At 66.4% G+C, this 25,224-nt stretch carries 15 protein-coding genes, 2 tRNA genes and 1 pseudogene; 10 read left to right on the top strand and 8 right to left on the bottom strand.

Features of this window, described 5'->3' with window-relative positions:
* Positions 1 to 356 precede the first annotated feature (356 nt).
* The 4 genes and pseudogenes from LPA41_RS42710 to LPA41_RS14250 all read left to right on the top strand — a co-directional run.
* Positions 357 to 569, top strand: a pseudogene (locus LPA41_RS42710) (helix-turn-helix domain-containing protein); the annotation flags it as partial.
* A gap of 188 nt (positions 570 to 757) precedes the next feature.
* Positions 758 to 1,912, top strand: a complete 1,155-nt coding sequence (locus LPA41_RS14255) for a hypothetical protein (protein ID WP_229070839.1) — start codon at positions 758 to 760, stop codon at positions 1,910 to 1,912.
* Positions 1,913 to 1,964: 52 nt separating this feature from the next.
* Complete coding sequence (locus LPA41_RS43275) at positions 1,965 to 2,546, top strand: helix-turn-helix domain-containing protein (RefSeq protein ID WP_374238158.1); 582 nt, start codon at positions 1,965 to 1,967, stop codon at positions 2,544 to 2,546.
* Positions 2,547 to 2,831: 285 nt separating this feature from the next.
* Positions 2,832 to 3,458 carry a hypothetical protein gene (locus tag LPA41_RS14250; protein ID WP_229070838.1) on the top strand — a complete coding sequence of 209 codons (627 nt, stop codon included), beginning with the start codon at positions 2,832 to 2,834 and terminating at the stop codon, positions 3,456 to 3,458.
* Positions 3,459 to 3,543: 85 nt separating this feature from the next.
* On the opposite strand, the gene LPA41_RS14245 is transcribed toward LPA41_RS14250, so the two are convergent.
* Both LPA41_RS14245 and LPA41_RS14240 read right to left on the bottom strand, forming a co-directional pair.
* Positions 3,544 to 4,671 (bottom strand): hypothetical protein, encoded by a 1,128-nt coding sequence (locus tag LPA41_RS14245; protein ID WP_229070837.1) that lies wholly within the window; start codon positions 4,669 to 4,671, stop codon positions 3,544 to 3,546.
* Positions 4,672 to 4,820: 149 nt separating this feature from the next.
* A complete protein-coding gene (locus LPA41_RS14240) occupies positions 4,821 to 5,063 on the bottom strand; it encodes a hypothetical protein (protein ID WP_229070836.1) in 243 nt (80 codons plus the stop codon).
* Here LPA41_RS14240 and LPA41_RS14235 point away from each other — a divergent pair.
* The 3 genes from LPA41_RS14235 (at position 5,062) to LPA41_RS14225 (ending at position 7,420) form a co-directional block, all read left to right on the top strand.
* Positions 5,062 to 6,132, top strand: coding sequence for a hypothetical protein (locus LPA41_RS14235; protein ID WP_229070835.1), 1,071 nt, complete (start codon positions 5,062 to 5,064; stop codon positions 6,130 to 6,132). The two genes, LPA41_RS14240 and LPA41_RS14235, sit on opposite strands and share 2 nt — an antisense overlap.
* Positions 6,133 to 6,443: 311 nt before the next feature.
* The gene (locus LPA41_RS14230; RefSeq protein WP_229070834.1) at positions 6,444 to 7,250 is read left to right on the top strand and encodes a hypothetical protein; all 807 of its coding nucleotides are present in this window, start codon (positions 6,444 to 6,446) and stop codon (positions 7,248 to 7,250) included.
* Positions 7,247 to 7,420: a hypothetical protein gene (locus LPA41_RS14225; RefSeq protein ID WP_229070833.1), complete on the top strand. Its 174-nt coding sequence runs from the start codon at positions 7,247 to 7,249 to the stop codon at positions 7,418 to 7,420. Before LPA41_RS14230 ends, LPA41_RS14225 begins: the two co-directional genes overlap by 4 nt.
* A gap of 57 nt (positions 7,421 to 7,477) precedes the next feature.
* Here the strand turns inward: LPA41_RS14225 and LPA41_RS42975 are convergent, their stop codons facing one another.
* The 3 genes from LPA41_RS42975 to LPA41_RS14210 form a co-directional block, all read right to left on the bottom strand.
* On the bottom strand, positions 7,478 to 8,101 hold the full coding sequence (locus LPA41_RS42975) for a DUF4145 domain-containing protein (RefSeq protein WP_229070832.1): 624 nt from the start codon (positions 8,099 to 8,101) through the stop codon (positions 7,478 to 7,480).
* 628 nt (positions 8,102 to 8,729) lie between these two features.
* Positions 8,730 to 9,143, bottom strand: a complete 414-nt coding sequence (locus tag LPA41_RS14215) for a hypothetical protein (protein WP_229070831.1) — start codon at positions 9,141 to 9,143, stop codon at positions 8,730 to 8,732.
* Between the two features lie 86 nt (positions 9,144 to 9,229).
* Positions 9,230 to 15,319, bottom strand: coding sequence for a LamG-like jellyroll fold domain-containing protein (locus LPA41_RS14210; RefSeq protein WP_229070830.1), 6,090 nt, complete (start codon positions 15,317 to 15,319; stop codon positions 9,230 to 9,232).
* A gap of 334 nt (positions 15,320 to 15,653) precedes the next feature.
* Here LPA41_RS14210 and LPA41_RS14205 point away from each other — a divergent pair, with 334 nt between their 5' ends.
* Together LPA41_RS14205 and LPA41_RS14200 are read left to right on the top strand one after the other, a co-directional pair.
* Positions 15,654 to 22,721: a polymorphic toxin-type HINT domain-containing protein gene (locus LPA41_RS14205; protein WP_229070829.1), complete on the top strand. Its 7,068-nt coding sequence runs from the start codon at positions 15,654 to 15,656 to the stop codon at positions 22,719 to 22,721.
* 42 nt (positions 22,722 to 22,763) lie between these two features.
* Positions 22,764 to 23,123, top strand: coding sequence for a hypothetical protein (locus LPA41_RS14200; protein WP_229070828.1), 360 nt, complete (start codon positions 22,764 to 22,766; stop codon positions 23,121 to 23,123).
* Between the two features lie 452 nt (positions 23,124 to 23,575).
* Here LPA41_RS14200 and LPA41_RS14195 read toward each other — a convergent pair whose 3' ends face one another.
* The gene (locus LPA41_RS14195; RefSeq protein ID WP_229070827.1) at positions 23,576 to 24,154 is read right to left on the bottom strand and encodes a GntR family transcriptional regulator; all 579 of its coding nucleotides are present in this window, start codon (positions 24,152 to 24,154) and stop codon (positions 23,576 to 23,578) included.
* 74 nt (positions 24,155 to 24,228) lie between these two features.
* On the opposite strand from LPA41_RS14195, the gene LPA41_RS43270 reads away from it, so the two are divergent.
* On the top strand, positions 24,229 to 24,453 hold the full coding sequence (locus tag LPA41_RS43270) for a S8 family serine peptidase (protein ID WP_374238162.1): 225 nt from the start codon (positions 24,229 to 24,231) through the stop codon (positions 24,451 to 24,453).
* Between the two features lie 315 nt (positions 24,454 to 24,768).
* Here LPA41_RS43270 and LPA41_RS14190 read toward each other — a convergent pair.
* Both LPA41_RS14190 and LPA41_RS14185 read right to left on the bottom strand, forming a co-directional pair.
* Positions 24,769 to 24,851: transfer RNA gene (locus LPA41_RS14190), tRNA-Ser, on the bottom strand.
* A gap of 139 nt (positions 24,852 to 24,990) precedes the next feature.
* Positions 24,991 to 25,073, bottom strand: a tRNA-Ser gene (locus tag LPA41_RS14185).
* Positions 25,074 to 25,224: the final 151 nt, after the last annotated feature.

Genomic DNA, 25,224 nt, shown 5'->3' with positions numbered 1-25,224 from the left:
AACCGCCGCAAGCCAGCCGTGACTCCACCGGCATCCCCGCCGACAGTGGCGAGCCCGAACAACACCCGGGATGTCAGCGCCCCTCCAGGCCGTGCATCGGGTCAGCCAGCACACAGCCATCCACCCCATCGGCACGCGGACCGCGATGGGCAAAGCGGGTGTCAGGCCCCGGAGGCGCCCTGAGTAGCCACGTCCACCGCTGCCTGATGCCGGCGGCATCGCCGGCGTACCAGAACGGTTGACACCACACCGGCCCGTCCGTCCTACCAGCCCCGGAGTACACGATGCCCCACCCCGCCAGCGAGCCCACCAAGAAGACATCATGACGTGCCGGCAAACCCTGCCGTAAGTCGCCACGCATCACCGGAGAGGCCCGCGACAACCTGCGCCAGCGCGTCGTCAGCCTCTACACACCCAGCCCCGACACCGGGCACTCCCTGTCAATCCGCGCCATCGCCGCCCAAATCCACCGCTCGTACGGCTTCGTCCACAACCTCCTGGTCGAAGCCGACGTCAAACGCCGCCCGGCTCACGACCACAGCCCCGCGCTCATCCACCGCCACCCATAGTCACTCCCCCACCCCAATCCCGGCCTCGATCGGCCGACAGCACCGCGGCCGTGCCCACACCCGGGCGCCGCGCCGCTGATCGCACCGCGGACCAACCCCCACGCAGCACAGCCAGCCACTGTTCCCCGCTCGACCAGACACCGCTCGCGTCCTGGCATCGGCGCCGAGCCCACCGAAAAGAGACCATCATGGGACCGCAGCGCCGACCGTCCCACCCACCGCACACCGACATCGCCCCCGACCCGACCACACAGGTCAGCCACGCCCTTTCACCGGACGCCGACCTCAGCGACTGCTCCCGCGCCGTCACGACAGCGCTGCACCTGAGCATCACAGGACGCCCGGCCGAGGCCGCCGCCACACTCGAGCCGTACGTCCACGCCACGGACCTGGCGCACGTCCTCGCCGATCCGAACCTCATCGACGTGTGCACGCTGTACGCCCGGGTCACCACCGGCCCCAACCAACTGCGGGCCGCACGCCACGCCTACCACGCCAGCCACGTGCACTACCCGTGCGGGCATCCCCGCCGGCTCGCCGCCGCCGAGGCCTACGCAGCGGCGCTGCACCAGCACGACCACCACGCGCGCGCGATCGACGTACGCCGCCGACTACTCGCCGGCTATCGCATCCACCAGCCACAGAACGCGATCCCCGCCGCCATCGACCTCGCCGTCAGCCTGCACACCACCGGCCACTGCACCGACGCCCTGAACACCCTCGCCGACGCCTGGCAGACCTGGCGCCACCACCCCCACGGCAACCTGCGCACCGGCACCGCGCTCCTGGACACATTCATCCGGACACTGCGCGCCTGCCGCCAGAACCTGCACCTCCTAGCCCTGCTCACCCAAGCACGCGACACCCCCGCCTGGGACAACCTCGTCGCCGCACACCACCCCGAAGCGGCCGCCGCCGACACCATCTACATCGACACCCACCGCGCCACGGTATGCACCCACACACCGCAAACCCTGACCCCCACCCCAGCCCGCAACCCGGATCCCCAGCGACCTGTCACGCCACTGCAGCTCACACCAGGACTGCCGGTCCGCCGCCGAGCCACGGCACGTCGCGATGACAACACCGCAACTCGCCATCCCCTGGCCGGCTACCGTCCCGCCGACATCGCACGCACCATCGGCCACCTGCTCAGCCGGCCCGAGGCCGCGGCCCTGCTCGAACCCGAACAGTCCGCACAACCCAGCAACCCCGCGACCCGAGAGCAGCTCATCGAGAACGTCGCCGCCTACCTGGCCCGCCAACGGGCACGACGCGTAACGCTGGCCCTGTTCATCTTGGCGGCCTGCCTGGCCCTCCTCATTGCGCACCTCACCACCTGAGGTTCATCTCGAACCTCACAGCGCCGCACTCCCGCACCCCCCAGGAGAAACGATGAGCACCCCGCCGCGCGACACCACCTATCCCGGACCCGCAGCCGAGCACACGCACCGGCCGAAGCGAACACCACATGAGCAGGCCGAACTCGGCGCCGCGATGGCTACCCGATACCTCGCAGCTGATCAACCATCCATCCAGGCTGTCGCCAACGCGTTCGGTGTCTCCTACGGCACCGCACATCGCCTCCTCACGAACAACGGCACCCCGCTCCGAGCCCAAGGCGGCTATCGGGGCCGGCGCAGGCGGCCCAGGACGGTGACATCGGCAAGCACTGGGCGACAGCGAGGGACGGCGAAACCTGCGCGTGCTGCGACGGACGCCTCGAAGAAGGCTGAGACCAAGCTCGGTGCTGAGATGGCCGCCCGATACGCCGCACCGGACGAACCATCCATTCAGGCAGTCGCTGACGAGTTTCGTGTCTCCTACTACATCACCCGCCGCCTACTCGCCCTGACTGACGTCCCGATCCGGCCCCGTGGCGGAGATCACTGGCGACGACGAAGAACGGCAAACTCGGCATCCGCCCCGGATCCGGACGAGGGCACCCGGAGCGATCCGGTGCGCCGAGCAGGCTGACACTGAGCAACAGCACGGACCTGGCTGGCGATACTCCCGTCGCCGCCCAGGTCAACGGCAGGCCATGCTCCGGCGGCCACAACCGCGAGCGCGAACAGGAGCGCCACCTCGACCGCGGGTCTTCGCCAGCGGCCCCGGCAACCCCGTGAAGGAAGCGCCTCCCATCCCCAGCGAGGGGCCCCGGACAACATCGCCCGCAAGAACACCGCCCGAATAGATCGTCATCGGCAACACAGGAGCCCTGCAGTGCAACGTCGCCACCTCAGACCTGCTGCCGCCCTCACTATGACCCTCGCCGTCACACTCACCGGGTGCACGAGAAACCAGGAAGAGCCGGTGCAACCCGCCTATGACCAAGCCACCGCGATCAACCGAGTAGACCAACTGATCCAGCAAGCCGCGACGGCATTAACCGACGGCGCAACCATCACATTCAGCGACGGCGGCGACGACTCACTCTGCGACGGCTTCATCGATAGCGGCCCCGCTGGACGCGTCTTCGTTGAGAAGCGATACACCGTCGTACCACCCAGCGGCGGCACGTGGCCTGAAGAACAAGTCATCCCCGACCTGGCCGCCTACTGGGAGCAACAGCACTACCGCGTCCACGACGACCGGCGCACTGAACCCGACATCCCCACCTACATCGTCGAAACACCCGACGGATACCGCGTCTCCGTGGCCGGCTACAACCACAACGACCACTACGACTACACCCTCAGCGCGAGCTCACCCTGTCTGGCCAGTCGGCACCACCACGCCGAATCAGCTGCGGTAGCCGCCGTCCGTGGGACCCGCGAGATCAGTACCCTTACCCGCCTACCTTTTTCGCAGATCAAGCAACGCAATAGTCGCGAGTCAGAGGCCCTGAGGCAGTCGCTTAGCGCACCTGCTTGGGAGGGGCTGCGATGATCCCGTACGGGCCGAAATGCCGCTACCTGGTAACGGTGAACCGCCGCCAGGTAGCAGCGCACCGCGCTGCCCCAGTAACGCCTCTTCACCCGGGCGCTGCTGCCAGTGCCTGCTTGAGGCGGCGGACCACCTGCGAGCTCACGTCGGTGTTCAGCCGGTCGCTGAGCCGTGCGGCGATCTCCGCGACGGTGAGCTCATCCCCGCCGGCCTCGTCCAGAACCGCTCGCAGGTCGCCGACGGTGGGCCGGCGCCCGGCCTTGCGGCCGCCGGTCCGTTTCCGATCGCCAGTGGCCCACTCGACGACCGTGGAACGCCGCCACATCGGGTGCTCCGATGCCCACCGCGCAGCGAACACCAGCACATCGCCGAAGGCGTACCACGGGCCGTGCTCGGCCAGCCCGTCCACCGGGGTGGGGAAGCCGAAGGTGCCGCCCTTGGCGTAGCGGGCGACGGCCGGCGCGGGAATCTCCAGAAGGGCGGCGAGACCCAACTGATTGACGAGCGAGCCTGACGCGCCCTCAAATCCATGGCGGATCAGCGCGGGGGCGGGGCGGCGGCCGCGCCGGGAAACTCGGGCGCCGCTGTCGGCAGCACGGTCGACAGCAGCACCGTCGTACACCAGCTGGCCGTCGATGTGTTCCGGCAGCGGCGCCGGGACCTGCGCCGGCCGCGCCTCCGCGGCGCGGTATCGGTGAATCTCCTCGAGGTCGCGGCCGAGGCGCATCGCGACAGCCGCCTCATTGATCACCTCACCGGCCGCAGTCGTCCAGATCGTTGCTACCAGCCCCAGCCGAGCAGTGACCTGGTCGGTCACACTCGCCGGCCGGCCTGGCCAGTTGTCCGGGCGGGGCAGGTAGCCGTCGTGCTCCTGTCCCCAGGCCGCCCACGAGTCGGTGAGGTACCGGTGGAAGGTGTCAGGCTTGACCCCGATGAGTTCAGCGAACCCGGCGGAGCCGACCAACTCGTCGGCGGAGGCATCCAGTTGCGGTGTTGGCCGTGGTGCTGGACGACGCGCCGCGGCGAACGCGTCAAGCTCCTCCAGCGCGAACAACTGGGGCAGGCCCTCGGCCTGCGGCAGCGGCGCCGGGAACCCGTAGCGGCGCTGCCCGGCCGGGGACGCGTACATGTTGATCGTTGCCGTGCTGAGGCCGAGGTGCTCGGCGGCGCCGGCCCGGTTGGTGGCGGTCCGGCCGTCGATGGTCCAGGTCTGCATCGGCTCCTCGCACGGCTCACGGAGTAGGCCCGGAACCGGGCCGGCTCGCCCGTTGGCGGCAGCGCCCCCGGGTGGCGGCACCGCCCGCGAGCGCGCCTGGATTGTAGCGGCGGCAGCCGCGGCGACCGGGCATCCGCGCCCCGACGACATCATGATGCGATCTCCTTCTCCGTGAGTCGCCCGGCCGTGCCTTGGGCGGCCAGCGTCGAGGCCCACAGGACGGAAAAGCCGGTGTCTTCCTTGTCGCGGACGCCGACCGGGGCAGCGACCAGGAAACGCTCACAGGTGGGGTAGGTGTTCTGCCGGGCGATCAGGTGCAGCCGCGGCGTCATCCCCGGCTCGAGGGAGCCGCTGCTCGACGCGTTGAAGAACGGCGACGCGACGAGTGTCATGCACTGGCTGCGCAACCCCTCACCCCAGGGCGCCCTGCAAGACCTCGCCGCCGGCCATGGACCCGTCACCCACGAGACCCTCGACCGGCTGCAGCCCTACGGCACCGTCCGCCTGATCCGCGCCGCCCTCGTCACCGCCGGTGCCATACCGCCCCGCGACGAACAACTCGCCCGGCTGGAGGACCAGGTCCTGCGGATCGCCGCCCGGGTCATCGACCCAGGGGACCGGCGGACCGTCCGCAGCTTCGCGACCTGGCACCACCTTCGCCGACTCCGGCGCCGGAGCCAGCCAGCCTCCTACGAGCAGATCAACAGCGCCCGGACCGAGATCAAGGCCGCCGCCGAACTGGTCAACTGGCTCCGGCAGCACGGCACCACCCTCGCCGACTGCCGTCAGCACGACATCGACGAGTGGCTGACCGGCACGGCCTGGCTGCGCGTCCTGGCCCGAACCTTCCTGGCCTGGGCCGTCCGCAACCGGCACGCGCAGAAGGTCAAGATTCCCGCCCGGCAACAACGCCTGTCCGGCGCCGGCATCCACACCGACAAGCGCTGGAACCTGATCCGCCGACTCCTGCACGACGACACCCTCGACCTGCGCGACCGGGTCGCCGGCCTGATCCTGCTCCTCTTCGCCCAACCGCTGACCCGGATCAGCACCCTCACCATCGACCAGATCGACGACGACGGCGTGCTCCTCACCCTCACGCTGGGCGCGGAGCCGATCCAGATCCCGCCGCCGCTGGACGATCTGCTCCGGGCGCTTCGGGACCGCCGGCAGGGACACGCCGCCATCGGCCGGACCGACTCGAACCCGTGGTTGTTCCCCGGCGGGGTTCCCGGCGGGCACCTCAGCAGCCACCAGCTCCAGCGCAACATGAAGGCCCTCGGCGTCCACGCCCGGCCAGCCCGGAACACCTCCCTGATCGACCTCGCCGCAGACCTGCCTGCAGTCGTCCTGAGCCAGCTACTCGACCTCCACCTGAGCACGGCGACCCGGTGGACGGCCACAGCGGGATCTCCCGCCGCGGACTACGCGGCGGACCTTCTCCGCCGCGCTGACCGGTGAGCCGCGCGAGCGCCAGGCGCGATCCGCCCCAGGAAGGGGATCAAGAGGGACAAAATCCTCGCGCTCGCGGATCTCGATGAAATGGCTGGCCTGCCGCGCCGAAGTGACAAGCAGGACCCGCCCCAACCGCCAGGGCCCGCCGCTGGCTCGGCCCAACTGCCTAGCATTGGGTTATCGCATGGTCCTCGCAGTGGGTGCTTGCATCACGGATATTGCATCACGGTCATCGCTATTACACCCGCTGGAACAGTCAGATCCAGGACGACTATCGCGGTTGGGTTCGGCGGGCTGCGTGACCTACCTTCATCGGCATGAACAACACACGCAGCGGTCAGCCGAAAGTCGAGAAGCCGGTCGTCACCGGCGAGGCGACCCGGACAGCCCTTCTCAAGCGCGCCATCCGTTCCACCGTCCCACTTCGCAGGGTCTTCGTCCAGCGCCCTCCCGGGGAGGATCCACGCCACGGGCCCCTCAAGGAGTTCGTCGCCAACGGTGACGAGCGCGGCGCCCGCGCCTACCTGATCACCGTCGCGGCGAACAGCCAGGTGAACGAGGACGGCTGGACCACCGAGCTGGACAGCCTGGTCTGGGCCAGGCTCTTCGACGCCCATCTCTACACCGCCGGCGAGCAGGGCGCCCGCACCACGGCCTGGCGCATCCTGAACCGTCTCGCGGACCGCGACCTCGTCAAACTCACCCGGGCCCGCGGCAGCCGCAAGATCTCGGTGACCCTGCTCCGCGAGGACGGCTCCGGCAACGACTACACCCGGCCCGGCATCGCCGACAAGGACGCCTACCTGCGCCTGCCCGTCACGTTCTGGACGAAGGGCTACGACGCGAAGGTCGGCTTGCCCGGGCTGGCCATGCTCCTCGCGGTCGCCGCGGAGAAGCCCTGGCACGCGTTCCCGGCCGAGCGCATGGACGAGTGGTATGGGTGGTCGGCCGACACCACCCTGCGCGGGCTGAAGAAGCTCGTCGCCCTGGACCTGGTCGAACGGCGCGAGGTCTTCAAGGAGGCGCCGCTCACCCCCACTGGATCAACCAAGTTCTATCAATACCGGCTCGCCCGCTGGATGCGTCCGAAGGCTCAGCCACGACCCGAAGCGAGCGCAGCGTGACCCAGCAGCAGATCCCCGGCCCCTCTGACCCGATCTTCCGACTCAAGCTCGACCTCCGCATGTCCCGCCGCCTCGGCTGGATCGCGGTCGGCATCGGGATCGGAAACCTTCACAACCTGGGAGACTTCCTCCGAGTCATCGGGGACGTGATCAACGCGCTCCCGCAATAACGCCGACCCGGTCATGCCTGGCGCCACCTGCTCCGCGCGCCAGGCCGCCCGGAACGATTACGGACGAGCAGCTCGAGCCCGCTGGACCTTCGCCGGCATCACATACAGGTAGTCCAGCAGCGCGTTCACCAGCCGCAGCAGCTCCTCGGCCTCCTCCATGGAGACCGGCGCGAGGGTGCTCGGATGCGCGCCCGCGTTGCCCAGGACGCGAATGTGACTCGCCCAGTCCGACAACGCCGGAACGAGATCGCCGTCGTCGGTCATCTGCTTGAGCTGGTCGAAGAGCGTGTGCTTGCCCTTCGCCGTTGCCGAGCCACGGTCCTGGACGATCTCCGCGAGGGCTCCGCGGAACATCACGACCGCTGCCCGGGGCGCTTGAACTGCCAAGCAGCGGGTGCCCTCCGTGACCTCGCCAGCGACAGTGACGGGCACGTCGGGGTTCGGAGCCGTCATGCCCGGCGTCGGCCACCAGTGGATGCCGCGCCACTGAATGGCACCACCGAACTCGGCACCATCACGCGCCGCGACGCCACCGATGAACTTCTCCTCGACTACAACGATGTTCTGCGCGCAGCCGTGGCACTCCAGAATCGAGAGACGTTCATCGAAATCGCGGGAGCTGCCCTTGCCGCTGAAGACGGTCGTTTTGCCGTTGAAGGTGACCGGAGCATTGCCGGCCACCGTGAAGTTGCTGATCCGCCCGCACCTGGGGCATGGCCCGTTGGGCTCGGTGGAATCTGGAAGCGCGTCCGCGCTCTTCGGCGGCAACTCCGAACTTGCATTTCCTGGCACCATCAGCCGATCTTCCCCCTCGGAGCATCAGAGACGCGCCTGATTATCGCCGCCCAGATGACGGGGCGATCGGGGAATCACCAACCGCCGCTACCGCAACTATCCCGCGAGGCATTCCCCATGTTCTGAGGGGCCGGACCGCCACGCCGCCGGACCTGGCCGGCGCGGCATACGAGCAGACAGTCCGCCAGCAGGCGCAGCGCCTCAAGGACGAGCTGATCCGGCAGACCCTCGAAGACGTGACCTCGTGGAAGCACGCCGTCGACGACAACTGGGCCAAGAACCACCCCGGCCACGGAATGTCTGTCACTGAACACCGTCGGCCGCCTGGCCCTCCCACGGTGTAACGCCACTGTTGTCGAAGACCGGCTCACGCGCAGCGCCTTCTATCCTCGGACGTGAGCGGACGCGGGAGATCATCGCCTATGCGGCGCGGAGGCTAAATCCGGGTGGCTCGGCTGCGTGGCACTGCTGGAACATGGCCGTTGGTACGTGACCCGGTCGATGGCGTTAAGGTTTAGGGGATCCGGGCCTCGCAGTTGGTACCGCCGATACCGTTGGTCTCGGCGACCTTCTCGCCGTCGACGAAGATGCGGCAGGTGGCGATGTCGCTGCTCTCGGCGGCGTCGGTGGAGACACTGATCAGTGACGTGGGCTGGGCGAACGTCACCGTGGTCGACCAAGGCGTGCTGACGGTTTCTCCCGGCACGTCGGACCTGTAGGTGCCGAGACCGATGTCGTCAGCAGTGGTGTACACGACCATCATGGTGCGGCCGCTGCCCGTCTCGACTTCGTAGCGGACTTGGGTGCCGTCCTTGCGCAGAGCCAGAAACCCGATGGTGGCGACGCCGAGCGTGAGGACGAGGATCGCGGCGAGAGCAAGCCTGCGGGATGTCTTCGGCGAGGTCGGCGACGAATCAGCGTCTGTCACCAGGGCAGTGTAGCGATCTTGAAGACTGTGCTGGAAGGGAGGCTTCGATGGCCGCCGCCTGGGCGGCCATCGAAGCGCGTGTGGCATCAGCCCTTGACGGATTCACTCCTCATCAGATTGGTGATTTCGGCACCGGTGAGAGCCTCCTGGTAGGCGGATACGTCATCGACTCCGCCCGGGAAGTAGTCCCTGAGGGCGCTGTTCCACATGGCGCGACCGACGATGAAGTCACCGGTCGCGTTCCAGGTACGAGGCGGCACTGCCAGGTTTTGGGCAACCTCGACGCCGTTGACGTACAGCCGGGCGGTGCCGGCGGTGGCGTCGTAGACGGCGGCGAGGTGTGTCCAGGTGTTGAGCGCCGTGGCCGTGGGATCCTGGACGATCACCGACGCGGGATTCGCGTCGGTGTCGGTGTTGGTGAGCACGAACCTCCAGCACCTGCAGTTCGACCCGTAGTTGAGCTGGAAGGCACTGGAATGCGCACCCGCTTGACCCACCACATTGACGTACGTGCTTCCCGAAGTTAGTCGTGCCCATGCGGCCACGGTGTAGGACTGGTCGGTGCGTAGCCGTGCGCGAGTCGTCACGGCGGCGTCCGTGCCATTAAGGTTGACGGATCCCCGGTCGACGTCGACGCCGTCGGTGGCATCGGCGGGCAGCGGGTGACCCTCCACGTTCCAGCTCGTGCCGCCGGCGAACGTCCCGGTGGCAGCCGGGTCGGAGTACGACGAGTCCGTGGCGATGTCGGCGCTCTGATCCTCGAACTGCCAGTTGACCGTAGGTGCCTTAGGAGCTGCGATGATCTGGACGTCACCGATCGCCAGTGGGCGCAGCCACAGGCTCACGTCGGAGATGTCCCCAGCGAAGTAGGTTTTCTCGCTGCGCCCGATCCAGGCTGTGGTGTCGGGATTGTTGAAGGAGAGGACCTCGTCGGCGGTGCTCTGGTCCTCGCCGTTGACGAAGAGGGTCAGGGCGTTGGTCGACGCGTCGTAGACGGCCGCCAGGTGGGTCCAGACACCGACGCGAACCGGGGTTTCGTCGTTGCTGACCGCTTCCGACCACTTGACGGTGTCGCCGGAGGCGGCCGACGGCATCCGGGCTCGCCACCCGTCCCGGGCCTTGTCGTACTGCAAGGTGAACGAGTCGTTGGCGTTTTCTGCACCCTGTTTGGCGAAGAACGTCCGGTCCGTGGCCTTGTCAGACAGCTTCACCCACGCGGACACCGTGAAGCTCCTGGCCGTGTTGAACGGCAGTTGGGTGTCTGCGAAGCTGGTGGAGCCGTTGAAGACGCCGGCCTTGCGGTCCGCTCCTCGGCCGAGGCCCCACCCGACGTTGGACAGTGGCGCGTCGTGGAAGGTTCCGCTCGGATAACCTGAGCCGCTGTCACCCGCGCCGGTTCCCTTGCCCTCCTTGAAGGCCCATTCCCCGACCGGCCCGGAGTTCGGATCAACCGGGGCCTCGCCGTCGCCGTAGACCGCGTCCGCGTCGTGGACGTCGATGACGAACTGCTGTGCCAGGGTCCGATAGTAGTCGTCGTTTGGGCGACCGGACGAGAGGAGTTCGGCTTTGACGGTGGTGCCATCAGCGGATACGGCTGCCGCGAAGTCGATGAAGCCGTCGGCGTAGCCGTCCATCGCCATGACGCCGCCGCTGAGGACATGCGCGTTGACGAGCTTGCGCGCGTTTTCCTGTACGGCGGTGTAGGTGCCGATGAACGGTGGGATTGTCGCGACGTAGACCTTCGCACCGCGCGACGCGGTGGGCAGGGGCACCCTGTAGTCCAAGGCGTCGTCGGCCTTGTACTGCTGCAGCTGGTTGGCCAGCGCGTGCAGCTTGGCCTGCACGGTACCGGCACAGGCGTCGGCGGTGCCGGTGCACGCCAGCAGGTCAGCCGCACCGGCCGAGACGAGCACGGTACGGGCGTTGGTCTGGCTGAGAATCTGGCGATCGGTCAGCCCGTACGCGTTCGGGGGTAGCTCGTCGTTGCCGACGGTAGGCAGCAGCGACCGGGTGATGCCGGCGCTGCTGCCTTGGCTGAGAACGCCGGTGCGCAGGGGATAGGGGTTGCCGAACTCGTCGGTGGACAACGCGGTGGCGATGTGGTCACTGAGCTGGCTGCGCCCGTCGCGGGTTGCGCTGTCGGAGTTGATGGTCTGGTCGCCGTAGAGGACCAGCGCGCCGGCAGGCGCGTCCGATGCCGTGCTGACGTCGATGCCGGCGAGATAGGGCAGTCCGGTGGCTGTCGATTCGGTGAAGGCGGCGCCGTCGATGTCGGCGGTGTGGTTGGCGCCGCCGGTCGCGCTGACGTAGAAGGGCGTGGGGCTGTTCAGGTGACCAGGAACGGGATTGCGTGAGCCGGCAACTTGGAGGCTGATCAGTGCTGTGGTCAGGTCCGGCACGGCGAGGTCGACCGGGTCGCTCAGACGTTCGGATCCGACTGGGAGCGTGAGCGTGTTGCTGCCGCCGAAGGTCAGTGGCAGGGGTTCGCCGGTGGTCGCCGCGCCGCCCGAGGCGGGGTCCTGCAGCGCGACGGAGGCCCGGCTGAAGGTGACCGGGGTCTTGCCGCGGCTGTTGTCGAGGCGGATGCGTACCTTGCCCGGATCGGTGCCCGTGCCGATGCTCAGCCGCACCGGGATGCGGATGGTCTGGCCGTTCAGGGTCAAGCCCGGGATGGCGGCCGTGTCCTGCGCGGACGACCAGGTGCCGACCCAGCGGGTTGCGGAGTTGCCGCTGCCGGTCTTCGAGACGGGCCGGATGCCGATGCCAAGCACGTGCAGGGCGTTCGGGTGGTCAACGACGGTGCCCGAGACCAGCGGCAGAGAGACGCTGGTGACTGCGGCGTCGGGGCAGACGAGCGGGATGCTGAACGCCCCGATGCCCATCGTCAGGTTCGTGTACTGGACTGCGGTGTTGCGGTTACGCCGGTTGATCGGCAGTACCGCGCTGTCGGTTGGCGGGTAGGCCCAGTCGGGCACCCAGTCGATGGTGTAGGCCTGGCTGGAGACGTTGCATCCGCTGTCCTTGGCATAGGTGACCCGGCCGGTGGCGTTCTTCACTGCGCCGTTGACGGCGAAGCCAAGGAAGACCACGGCGTTGCCTTTGTTGACCACGCCGGTCTTCGGCACGGTGATGACCTGACCGGAGGACAGCATGTTGTCGTCTTTGCCGTCACCCCCGGCCCCCGGCAGTTTGATCGCCGCACCGTGGGCCGTGACGGTGGCATTGGGGGCCCATCCCGCGTTGCGTAGGTCGGTGACCTCGAGGCTGTGGCCGTACCCGTCGGCGTCGGCCGTTGTCACAGTGGGGGTGGTGCCCGCCGTGAACTTGCTGATGGCCTTGTTGTTGAGACAGCCGCGAGTGTCGTTGATCGCGCATGTCAGCGTGGGGGCCAGCCGCAGGACGTCGATGCCGGCTTGATAGCCGACCGCACTTGGATTCTTTCCAGTCACCTTCAAGGTGAGAGTGTGCAGGCCCTGGTCGAGCACCAGGGGGGTTTCGTCGGCATCTTTGGGAATGCCCAGGTTGCGGTAGGTCGTGCTGACGCGGGAGCTGTAGGCGTCAAAGGTGATCAGCTCCGTTTCGGTTGCCTTGCCCTTGTCCAGCGTTAAGGAGTAGGTCCCGTAGTCAGCGGCGGTGGTGAGGTTCGCGCCAAGCTGCCACAGACCGATGTGCGGTAGATTGAAGTAGAACGTGGCGGTGTCGTTCGCCCGCACCGTGCTCGTCGTGCTCTTGTTGGCGAACTTCACCTGCCTGGTCACGAAGGGCCAGGTGGCGCCGCCGGACTGCACGACGAGTTCGCCTGTCGTGCTGGTCGTGGTAGACGGTGGAACGACCGTAGTGGTCCCGTCGGTGTTCGTGGCCGTCCAGCCGGAGACCAACTTCTCGCCGTAGACGTAGACCGGGGTGCTCGTGCCGGCGATGAACTCGTACGTGGTCTGCAGAGAGGTGGTACCTGCTTGATCGACAGCCTTGGCTACCAGAGCATGCGCTCCCGCCGTTCCCGGGGCAAAGACAGGCGCGGCGCTTCCATTGATCACCACCGCACCGGTGCCGTCACTGTTGTCGGCTTTCGCGTAGTAGGCGACTCCCCGCTTGATAGCGGTGCCTGCCACCCACGGCGTCGCTGTTGCTGATGTGACGTTGGCCAGATTGCCGTCGAGGCTGAAGAGGTAGCCGATGACGTTATTCTTCAGATCGTTTCCGAAAACGAACTTTCCTTTGTCCGAATATGCGTCCCCGACCATTCCGGAGGGAAACTGGGTAGATCGAATAGTCGGCCTACCGGGCGCTGTTGCATCGACGGTGAAGTACATGTACGGCCCCCACGCCGGTGCCCACAATCCGTCCTGATTCTTGGCGGTGACCCGCCAGCGATAGTTGCCGTCAGGCAGAGCTACAGGAGTTTGCCAGTCGGACCCGTTCTTGTTGTACTTGTTTTCACCCGGCCCATATCCCCAGGTGACGAGTTTTTTGGTGGCCACATTTTCGATGTGGTAGTCGACCATGAGATTTCGTTCGGTGCCGTTGGGAAACCTGTTGGTGGCCCGCCACCTCAGTGTCGGAGTCCGTGACGTGGTGATGACCCTGCCGCTGTCGTCCTTGACGGACGGGAACACATGTTGTTTCTTGTCGTCCGCGTTCAGCGTTGGACGGTAACTGTACTGGACGGAGAGACTCGCGCCGCCCTTGTAGCCGAGCTGCTTCCATGAATTTCTGTCACTCATGTCCTTGGCCTCGACCAGAAAATGGGCAGAGTTCCATTTGTTCTTGGCCGCGTCCCTGATGTGGTTGGTCACGTCGAAGGGGAAGCTTGCCGGGCTCGCTGCAGGACTCGACGTGCCGCATTTAAGTTCCTGGCCCAGTTCGGTGTCGAGCAGCGAGCCACGTTGCGGCTCCTTGCCCCAGTACAGCGTCTTGTCGGTGAAGCCGGCCGGCGTGCCGGTCGCGTACACGACCGCTGCCGTCTTGGCGCACGAGGCGGACCAGCGGTGTTTGACGTTGAAATGCGCCGACTTGACGATCGCGCCCTTGATTCCCGAGGTGTTAATTTTGTAATAGGTGCGGGCGCGTTCGCCAGCACCGCCAGGCCAGTCGTCGAGCCCGATCCGGGCACTGTAGGAGCCGGTCGTGGCCGTCGAATTGTAGACGTTCCAGCCGTTACTGGAAATCCGTGCCCAGGCGGATTGATTGCCGAAGTAAGCCGACCAGTCCGGATCGACGTACACGGGGTACTTGGTTGTTGCCGCGTTCAGCAGCGTCTTGTCGAGAGTCAGCGACTGCTTGCCCTTGCTGAAGCCGAGCTTGACCGCGGCGCGGTTGCGGCCGAGGCTGGACGCCGCCTCATGGGCATCCCTGGGGCTGTCGAGTGGTTTCAAGGCCGCGGCGTTTTCTGCGGATGTGTCTAGGTCAGGCGTGCTGTCCCACATCAACGCGGCGTTGGCCTGGAAAACCTTCTCGCCGGTCCGGGTGTCGACAGCCTCGGCGCTACCAGCCGTACTCTGCGCGATCTTGACTTTCTTGCCCGACAGGCCGAGCGTCAGCTCCTGCACCTCGGGGTCGGCGGCCGCTTTGCGCGTCTTCACCACGAAGATGGAGGAGTAGCCAGTGGCGTTCGCGGTGAGCTGCAGGTCCACGTCGGGAAGGACTTCGGCGTACGTGGCGGTGTCGCCGCTGATACTCGGCTTCGGCAGTTTGGAGTCCCAGGTGAATGTCAGCGCGCTGCCTCCGCGCTTGAGAGTCACCAGGGTGGTGTCCTCACCGGCACCAAACGTCACGTTGGCGGCCGCGGCCTTCGGCACGTAATCACCGGTGGCATTGCGGACGAGAGTGGTGTCGATGTCGACCCAGTTGCCGTCCTTTTTGACCCGCTCAGGGCTGACCGAGTAGGTCGTGGAGAAGGAGCCGTCAGGGGTGGCGACCGTTGTGGAGAATTCGTCGGTCATCGACGGGATCGACACCGCCGCGCCTGTCTTCTTGGCCTCGTCGAGCGCCTTGCCGACCGGGTCGGCCGGCCTCGGGGCGGGAGCTTCCTCGCCTTCCAGGTCCTGCGGCGGCTGACCGATGATCGGGGGCGCTTCCGGAGGGACGGTCGGTGCGGGAGTCGGCGTTTCGGCGTGAGCCGGGTGTGCGATGCCGACGGTGCTGGTGATGAGCAACGCGGCGATCGCCGTGCTCAATCGCCGACGATGCCCCCGTCGCGTTAGATGTGACGGCATGGTGCCCTGGGCCTTCCTCTGACTTCGGTGATCTTGGAACAGTGGCGGTCATTGTGGCTGTCCGAGCTCGCCAGCTCGACCCCTGATCCTGCTGGACATATCCGATCTGTGCCGTCTCGCCCATCGATGTACCTACCATTCTCGATCTTGCGGTGAAAAAGATCATCGATTGTTCGCGGCATGCGATCTTGGCGGTACTCTGTGCGCGCCGGGATCAAGATCGATCGGCATCGGTTCATCCATCGACGCGCGTCACGACGCGCTGATCGGGTGTGCGCACGGGGAGGTCTGTTTCATGCTGCCCAGCAACAGGGCCAACGGACGGCTGTTAGACGGCCGGCGTCGTATCGCCACTGCCGCGTTCACCCTGCTCCTCTTGCCCGCTTTGACCAGCCTGCTGGCAGGTCAGCCGGCTGCAGCAGCCCCGAAGATCCCGGACCCGCAGCAGATACCGAGGGTCCAACTCGGCGAGCCGCGCAACGAGCCGGCGGTCAACTTGCGCAAGAAGTACGCCCGATTCAACCCGTCAACCCGGGCGGAGTTGCCGGCACCGAACGACGACACCGTTACGCTGCCAGCCGTCGGCAAGCGGGCCCGTGCCGGTTCTTCCACGGTCTCGGTCGCGCGCCCGGCGCACGGCCAGGCGCCACAACAGGTGCGGGTGTCCACGATCGATCAAAAGACCGCGAAGGCCGCAGGTGTGCGCGGCGTGATGGTCGCACTGAGCAGCGAGCAAGGCTCCGGTGACGTCACCGTCAACATCGACCCGTCAACCTTCAGCAACGCCTACGGCGGCGCCTACGCCTCCCGGCTGCGCCTGGTAGGCCTGCCTGCTTGCGCACTGAGCACTCCCGAACGCGACGAGTGCCGGACACAATCGCCGGTGGTCACCGAGCCCGGCGAGCCACTGAGCGCCAAGCTCACCTTGACTGCCGCATCGGATGTCAGGGTTCTCGCCGCGACATCCGGAACCAGTGGAGAAGGCGGCGACTACTCGGCCACCAGCCTGTCTCCGTCCGGGTCCTGGTCGGCAGGCGGCAATACCGGCGCGTTCACCTATAGCTACCCGATCAACGTTCCCCAGCCGCTCGGCGGCGTGGCACCGAGCCTGTCGCTGTCCTACGACTCGAGCTCGCAGGACGCGCGCACGATCGGCACGAACAACCAGTCCTCTTGGATTGGCGACGGTTGGACCAGCGGCGACAACTACATCGAGCGGACGTACCGAGCCTGCACGGAGATCGAGGGCACCGGCGGCCCGAAGTACGGCGGCGATCTGTGCTGGGCCGGCCAGATCCTGACCCTGTCGCTGAACGGCAAGTCGACGGCGATCGTCCACGACGGGACGACGTTGCGGCCCGTCGAAGACAGCTCCACTACCAAGATCGAACGCTTGCCGAACGCCACCAACGGCACCACGAACAAGGAAGCTTTTCGCGTCACCGAAGGCGGGGTGCAGTACTACTTCGGACTCAACCGGCTCCCCGGCTGGAGCGCAGGAGCCGAAGAGACCGAGTCCGCCTGGACCGTTCCGGTCTACAAGGCCCGCGCCGGCGCTGCGGAATGCCCGGACGGAACGTTCGCCGACACCGCCTGCACGCTGGGATACCGGTTCAACCTCGACTACGTCGTTGACCCCAACGGCAATGCGATGGCGTACTACTACGACCCCGAGACCGGTTATTACGGTCCGAACATGAAGAACACCGCGGTCTCGTACATCCGCGGTGGAACGCTCAAGCGCATTGACTACGGCCTGACCGCGTCGACGATCTACTCGGCGCCAGCGCTGAACCAGGTCACCTTCGTGACCGGTGAACGATGCATCGCCGGCCTGCCTGCCGGCAACACCTGCGCGGCGAACCAGTTCTCGGTATCCAATCCGGCCTACTGGCCGGATGTCCCGATCGACCTCAACTGCACCTCAGGCAAGGACTGCACCAACCACGCCCCCAGTTTCTGGTCGCGCCGGGCATTGAAAGCCATCACCACAACGGTACGGGTTGGCGGCGTCCCTAAACCGGTCGACCGTTACGACCTCGTTCACGACTTTCCGGACAACGGAGACCACCAGCCAACCCTGTTCCTCAAGTCCATCGAACGCACCGGGCAGGACCTGCTCGGCGGCGCCGGGTCCAACGTGTCGGCCGGCACCGTCACCTTCGACCCGGTCCAACTTGCCAACCGTGTCGCGCGGGTGACCGGATCGCTCAGGTACTACTTCAACCGGATCGGCCGCGTCTTCTCCGAGACCGGCGCGCAAACGGTGATCGACTACAAGACGCCGACGTGCGCCGGCCTGCCCGCCGACAGCGCGTCGGCCGAGGTGAAACGCGATTTCGCCGCCGCGAACACGACCGCCTGCTTCCCGGTGTTCTGGACCCCCGAAGCGCAGCCCGAGCCCCTGCTCGAGTGGTTCTACACGCATCCGGTCACCGCCGTCACCACTTACGACGAGAACAACCACTACCAGGACGGCACGCAGCCGAAAACAACAACCGAGTACACCTACCACGGCGACCCGGGCTGGCACTACGACGACAACGAGACCGTCAAGGCCAAACACCGGACCTGGGGCCAGTTCCGCGGATACCCCGAAGTTCATGTCATCACCGGCGACACGGGCGTCGCCCACCGCAACAACGGTAACCAGATCTACGACCGCAAGTCGCTCACGAAGAACTACTACTTCCGCGGCATGAACGAGGACACGCTCCCCGGCGGTAAGAAGCGAGCCGCACCCGCTCTTGTCAGCACAGACAAGACGATCACGGTTCCGGACGTCAACGAGTACGCCGGGCAGCTGTTCGAAAGCGTCACCCCAACCGCGGACGGTGAAACGGTCGAGCGCAGCACCGTCACCGTTCCTACCAAGATTGGCCCGACCGCGTCGCGTGCCCGGACCGGGCTTCCCGAACTCGAAGCCAGCATGGTGCGGACCGCGAAGGTCGTGTCCCGCAGCAAGGTCTCCTACGGCTATCGCAAGACCGAGATGGCCACCTTCTACAACACCACCCTCGGCCAGAGCACCACGGGCATGCCCGTGCAGAGCGTCGACCGCGGTGAGGTTGGCGCTGAAGGCAACCAGCCGCGGTGCACCTTCACCCGCTACCTCGACGGCAGTGTCGCCACCCTGGTCGTGCAGGCCGAAATCGTCACGACGAATCAGGACTGCGCCCAGGCCGGCGCCAGCCCGTCCGGCATGCTGACCGCGGTCGCCCGCACCTCGTACGACGGCAATCCCTTCGCCCGCAACGGCGACGGCCAGGCGAACCCGGCGCGCCCGGCGCGGGGAAACCCCACGCTGATCCAGCAGTCCGCTGCTGTCAGTGGTACGACGGTCACCGCCTTCGTGGACGTCATGGCGACGACCTACGACAGCTACGGCCGGATAACCTCCACCACCCGTACGCCGAAATCGACCGCGCCGGACAACAGCAGCCTCGCGCAGAGCACCTACAACCGATACGTGCCGGCAGCCGGGGCGCTGCCCACCAGCGTCACCACCGTCACGCAGGTCACGGCGGGGGTCAACTGCTCGGCCGTCACCAAGACCAGCAAGGACTGTCAGCTGTCCACGGTCACGATGAACCCCGTGCGGCAGCTTCCCACCGCCAAGACCGACGTCGCCGGAGCGCTCACCTCCCTTACCTACGACGCGCTCGGCCGTCTCACCGCGGTGTGGCTACCCAACAAAAGCAAGGTGGCGGGTGCGCCCGCCAACATGACCTATACCTACGCACTGTCGTCCACGGCACCTACCGTGGTCACCACCAAGTCGCTGCTGGAAGCGGAGAAGGTCGGCGACGCGCCCGCCTACCACGTCAGCAAAGTGCTCTACGACGCACTGCTGCGCCCCCTGGAGACCCAGGAGACCGGTGAGAACGGCAGCACCATCGTCAACGACACCCAGTACGACTCCCACGGCCGCACCGTCATCACCAACAACGCGTACGCCATCGGCGGCGACCCGCGCAATGAGTTGATCAGTGACCGGCTCTCGCAGGTCAGCATCCCGTCGGTGACGGTCACCGAGTACGACCATCTCGGCCGGGTCACCGAGATCGGCGAGGAACACCGAACCGAGCAGACCTGGCGTACCCGCACCGCGTACACCGGCGACACCACGATCGTCCTGCCGCCGACCGGCGGCACCGCCACCGCGACAACGGTCGATGCCCGCGGCAACACCACCCAGCTCAAGCACTACACCACCCGGCCCACCCTGACCGGCGGCATCACCAGCGGCTTCACCGCCTCCGGCGGCACCACCCAGAGCATTGCATACCAGTACAACGAGATCGGGCAGCTCGCATCCTTCACCGGACCGGACGGCTCGGAGTGGGGTTTCGGCTACGACCACCGCGGCCGGGAGATCTCCAAAACCGACCCCGACGCCGGCACTAGCTACACCGGGTACGACGATGCCGGCAACATCACCACCAGTAAGGACGCCCGCGGCACCACGCTCACCCACACCTACGACCTCATCGGCCGCAAGCTCTCCACCTCCAAGCCTGCCGCCAACTTCAAACTCGCCGCTTGGACCTACGACACCCTGCGCATCGGCAAACCGAGCTCGTCGTCGCGTTTCGTCTCCGGTGTCAGCGGCTCCTACACCGTCGCGGTCACCGGGTACACCACCCTCGGTAACCCCCTGGGCCAGACCATCACGCTGCCCGGTGTCGAACGCCCGCTCCCGACGTCGTACTCCACGACGTTCAAATACACCCCGAACACCGAAATGCTCGCCCAGCAGACCGACCCGGCCGTCGGCACCCTGCCCGGCGAGGCCATCACCTACACCCGCAGCAAGATCGGCACCCCGACCAAGACCGCCGGTGCCGAGCTATACATCGCCGACACCGTCTACACCGACTTCGGCCAGCCCTCGCACGTCACCCGCGGTGACACCACCAACCAGGCCGAGACGCTCTACACCTACGAAGAACACACGCTACGACTGAGCAAACAAGCAACGCACCGGTACCAGGCGCCCGGACCGCTCGTTGACGAACTCAGCTACACCTACGACGACGCCGGCAACCCACTGTCGGTCACCAACCGCCAGACCGAAAGCGGCAACGCCGTCACCGACAACCAGTGTTACCGCTACGACGCGCTCGCCCGGCTCGTCAACGCCTGGACCGCGACCAGCGCCTGCCCCAGCCCCGCCACCCTCAAGCCAGCGGCCGCCGACGTCGCCACCGCCACCGGCGCCTACTGGCAGAGCTTCGACTACGACACCGTCGGCAACCGCACCGAGCTGGTAGACCACTCCACCAACGGCGGACAGGACGTCACCACCAGCTACAAGTACGGCTGCACCACCGGCTGCAACACCACCGGTCGCCAGCCACACACACTTACCGAGACATTGGGCGGCAGCGACCCCGCCAAGAACGTGTACGACGTCTCCGGCAACCTGCTGACCCGGACCACCGGCAAGAACAACAACCAGTCCCTGACCTGGAACGACGAAGGCCAGCTGGCGCAGGTCTCCACCAGCGGCAGCAGTACGACAGTCACCAAGTACCTGTACGACGCCGACGGCAACCAGCTCATCCGCCGCGACCCCGGCCGCACCACTCTCTTCGCTGGCGACACCGAGATCGTCGTCGACACGTCCGCGGCAACCGCAGTCCTGCTCGGCGCGGTCCGCACCTACGCTCACGGCGGCACCGGATCAGCGATCGCCATGCGATCCACCCTGCCCGGCGGCGGCACCCACTACCTGATCAACGACCCGCACGGCACCGCCACCCTGTCCATGGACACCACCACCCAGAAGGTGTCCCGCCAGCAATTCAAGCCATACGGCGAACCACGCTCCAGCGCCAACACCACCATGTGGCCGGACATGACCCGCGGCTACCTCGGCGCACCCAAGAACACCCACACCGGCTACACCGACGTCGGTGCCCGCAAGTACGACCCCGCCATCGGCCGATTCATCAGCATCGACCCGCTTCTGTTCAGCAACGACCCCACGCAACTCGGCGGCTACACCTACGCCGGCAGTAACCCGATCACCTACTCAGACCCCTCCGGCCTCGGACGACAGGACCCGGACCGGCCCGGTTGCGCCCCCGGCAACGGCGGCGCCTGCGACGGACACGAGACCGAAGACGACTACTTCGACGAGCCGAACACCGACGATGAAAGCAAGACGCCGAGCGGTGGCGGCGGCGTCACCGGAGGCAAGGGCAAGGCGCGCGAGAAGGCGAAGGACAGCTGCCACGCGACCTGCGACGGGCAGCAGGTTCTGTACAAGAAAATTATCCTGCGCGCGCACCTGGGTGTGGAGAAGCAGAACCGCATCATCAAACGCTTCTGGTCCGCGTATCGCTACCTGTTCTGCTCCTCGAACGGCTTCTGTCGCGAAGACCCCGAGGACTTCCTGCCCTACAACTTCACCAAAATGCTGAAAGACGTCTGCCACGGTGAGGGCGGGTGCGGCTCGGAGATCGATGCGATGACCTCGACGCCCAACCTTCTCCGGCTCGCCACCGAGGATTTCGGAATCGGAGGCGAGGGACCCGGCGGCTCCCTGACAGGTCGCGGGTCGTCGAAATCCAAGAAATCCTGCCACAGCTTCGATCCTGATACCCCAGTCCTGATGGCAGACGGCAGCACCAAGCCGATCCGCGACGTGCGGGTCGGGGACGAGGTTCTTGCCACCGATCCTGTCTCCGGGGAGTCCGTCGCCAAACCCGTGACCGACCTCCACGACCACGTTGATTCAGAGCTCGCCGATGTAGAAGTCGTAGACGCGAACGGCAGACGTCTGCTGATCGAAACCACCGTCGAACACCGGTTCTGGGACGAAAGCAACGACGCCTGGATAGCGGCCGACGACCTCCAAGTCGGTTCTGAGCTTCGGTCTACCACCGCCAAGCGTGTCTGGGCCGCGGGCGTGGTCACACACACCGGCAGTGAGCGGATGCTCGACCTGACCGTTGCCGACATCCATACGTACTATGTGCTCGCCGGCAAAACCCCGGTTCTCGTCCACAATTGCGGGAAGAGCATTTATGAAGCCGGTGGGAAGCATGGCCCCACTGCGAGGAGTTCTTCGCGAGGAACAAATAGCGCCGAGCCAAGCAATGGTCAAGGTGCCCTCGAAAATTCGATTGAGTGGACGTCCGAAGGCCCCGGCCAGGCTCCCCGGAGGATCGGTGTTTCGGATGGCGAGATCGTAATTATGGACCGAACCCGACAGGCGGCTTGCGGTTGCAGTCGGGACGGCGGTACGAATGATATCTGGCATGGTCATGTTCGTGGCTGGGGCGACCTATCTCCAGGTATGCAAAGCGCTCTTAGGAAGGCCGGGTTAGTCGACCGAAAAGGCCGGCCGCTGTAGCGACCGATGCATACCGCCGCACGAGTAAGGTTTGGATTTAAGGTGAATGATGGAGACTCGCCGCAGGTCGACCTGGCCTGGCGTGCAGATATGATGGCAGAGGTTGCGAGCGGCGACGTGCCGCGGGCGACTGAAGCATTGCTCTCATTGGTTAATCACGAGAGCGATCGGAGTTGGATTGAAGGCGTGCTTCTAGGTGTAATTGACGGCGATTTCGATCTTCAGATAAAGCAGTTGGCGGTAATTTGTTTGGGTCATGTGGCCCGTATTCATCGGGCGATTTCAGGCGGTGTTGTTTCTCGACTGGAAGAAATGCAAACTGATCCGTCCCTTTCCTCGCGGGCAAATAACGCACTTGAGGACGTAGGGATATTCGTGCAGCGTTCGCGAGAGCGACCTTAATGGCGTAGGCCTAGCCAATGCGCGGAGGGCCAAGCGATGCTGTTGACTGGCGTTGTTTGGCCCCTTCCGGCGCAATGATCGACGGTGACGATCCGTGATGGAAGGGTGTCGATGGTTGACCCGGTCCGCTTGGGTTGCCGTCACCGTTGCCGTCATGTGAGGATCCAAATCCAAGAACTTCGATGTTTTCGCACTGGGTAGCCGTTCGGTCATTGGCGTGCCGCGTACCGCGTAGTGATGCGGCGTCGATCGCCGAATGTGCGTCGCGGGGGTACGGGGGTGTCCCGGCGATCGTCATGCCGTCGCTCGGCAGATCGTCTGCTTCTTCTGGCGGCGGTTCGGTATCGCTGGGCGTGCGCGCGGGGCCGTAGGCCTGTAGCGCGTGCGCGCGGCCCGGCGTCAGCCGGGCCGTCTTGATTACGTGAAGCAGTTTTGGACCAGCTCCACCGTGATCAGGTGGTGGGCTTGCGCGGGCGGCGAGTCTTCGTGCCGTTCTGCGGTGGTTTGGCGGGTGGCTCGTCCTGGGCGCCGGGAGCGTCGTCGCGGATCATGTGCGCGGGTGGTTTGGCGTAGTTGCCGTGGTCGGCGTGGTATTTGATCACATCGTCGATGAGCCGGCCGTGAGTGTCTGCATGCCGGAGCAGGTCGTGCAGCGCTGCGTCTTTGTCTTCGAGCGTGCGAGCGCCGTGGTGTCGGGCTGTGATGGCCTGCTGTTCGGTGAGGTAGGCGGCGACCCGTCCGCGTAGCTCGGGGTCTGCGATGGGTTCTTGCAGGACTGCGCCGCGGAGTAGGTCGAAGGCGTCGGGGTGTACGAACGTGCCTTTGCCGGCGACGCTGTAGGTGATGCGCCGGTTCTGGAGTTCGCGTAGGGCGCGTTGGGCGGTCATGGAGGCGACGCCGTAGAGGTCGGCCATCTTGCGGGCCGAGGGGAGTGGGTCGTTGGGGTGAAGGCGTCCGTCGCGGATCTGGTCGAGGATGTCGTCGACGACCCGTTGGAATAGGGCGCGTTTGTCGTCGGGGTCGTGTGGCATGAAGGGATCGTAGCGTCTCGCGGCCCTTGTGCGAGATAGGCGTCACGTGACAGTTGGCCATCCAAACCTCTTGACTGCCATGGCGCGGCATCCGCGGTTCGTCCCCGGCGGCCGCTGTCGTCTCCGGCGCGGCGGCCCTGAACTACGCGATGAAGCCGGACGCCTCGGTTGCGGATGTCCGCGCCCTGCTGACGGAACACGCCCAGCCGCTGTCCGGCTATGCCGGCAGCGGCTTTTTTGAACCTTATCTTTCCGGGCCAGGAGCCGAGCGCCAGTCCGGCCGGGCGCCCAAGGCATAGGTGGCGGCGTACCGGGGCCGCGTCCGGGGACCTCCAGACCCGCCAGAATTTGGCGCTGGTTCACCGTGCTGTGCCCACGCCGCGCGGTACCACCCCTCTGTGGCACGAGGCGCTGGTGCCGCCCGGCGTGGTCAGCGCCGCGTTCGTTTTGCCGCCGAAAAGCTGACGGTGAAGGCGCCAGCGACCGGAGTCGAGCCTCCTGACGGTCTGGTTGAGTAACCCGCGTGGGCTGCGTAACAACCGCGTGCGCCCGCCAGGAGGGGATTGTTGTCTCCGAGGAACCGATCGCCTCCTGCTGAGTTACTGGTGTACGAGCGGAGAATGAAGGAGTCGAACCCTCGCCGTTGCCGACGGCCCGGCTTTCGAGGCCGGTTGCCCACCACTGGGCGCCATTCTCCGGGTCTGAGCGGAGAGACTCGAACTTTCCTGCTCCGCGCCCCGGGCGGGCCTCGACGCCACCGGCGGCAGCGGCGAACTGCTGCCCCTGCTGCCGGAAGCCGTCTCACTGTCGTGGCCCGGGATGGTCCGGTCGATATGCGGAAGCGGGAGGATTCGAACCTCCGTCGGTTTCCCGATCCGCCTTAGCAGGGCGGTGCCATAGGCCGCTCGGCCACGCTTCCCAGTTCGTGTTGCTTGCTGCGCGCCACCGGCGGGGCGCGAACCCGCGCCCGCTCGATCGACAGTCGAGTGCCTGTCACGCCGGGGCGGCTGGTTCTACCTGCAGGGCCGTCGTCTGACGACGGCTCCAGTGCCGGCGTCGTCAAGGAGTGC

It is taken from the genome of Actinoplanes sp. DH11, from assembly GCF_020873875.1.
Classification (GTDB): Bacteria; Actinomycetota; Actinomycetes; order Mycobacteriales; family Micromonosporaceae; genus Actinoplanes.
Note: the sequence above shows the minus strand (reverse complement) of the source record. Positions and strands in the feature narration are given on the sequence as shown.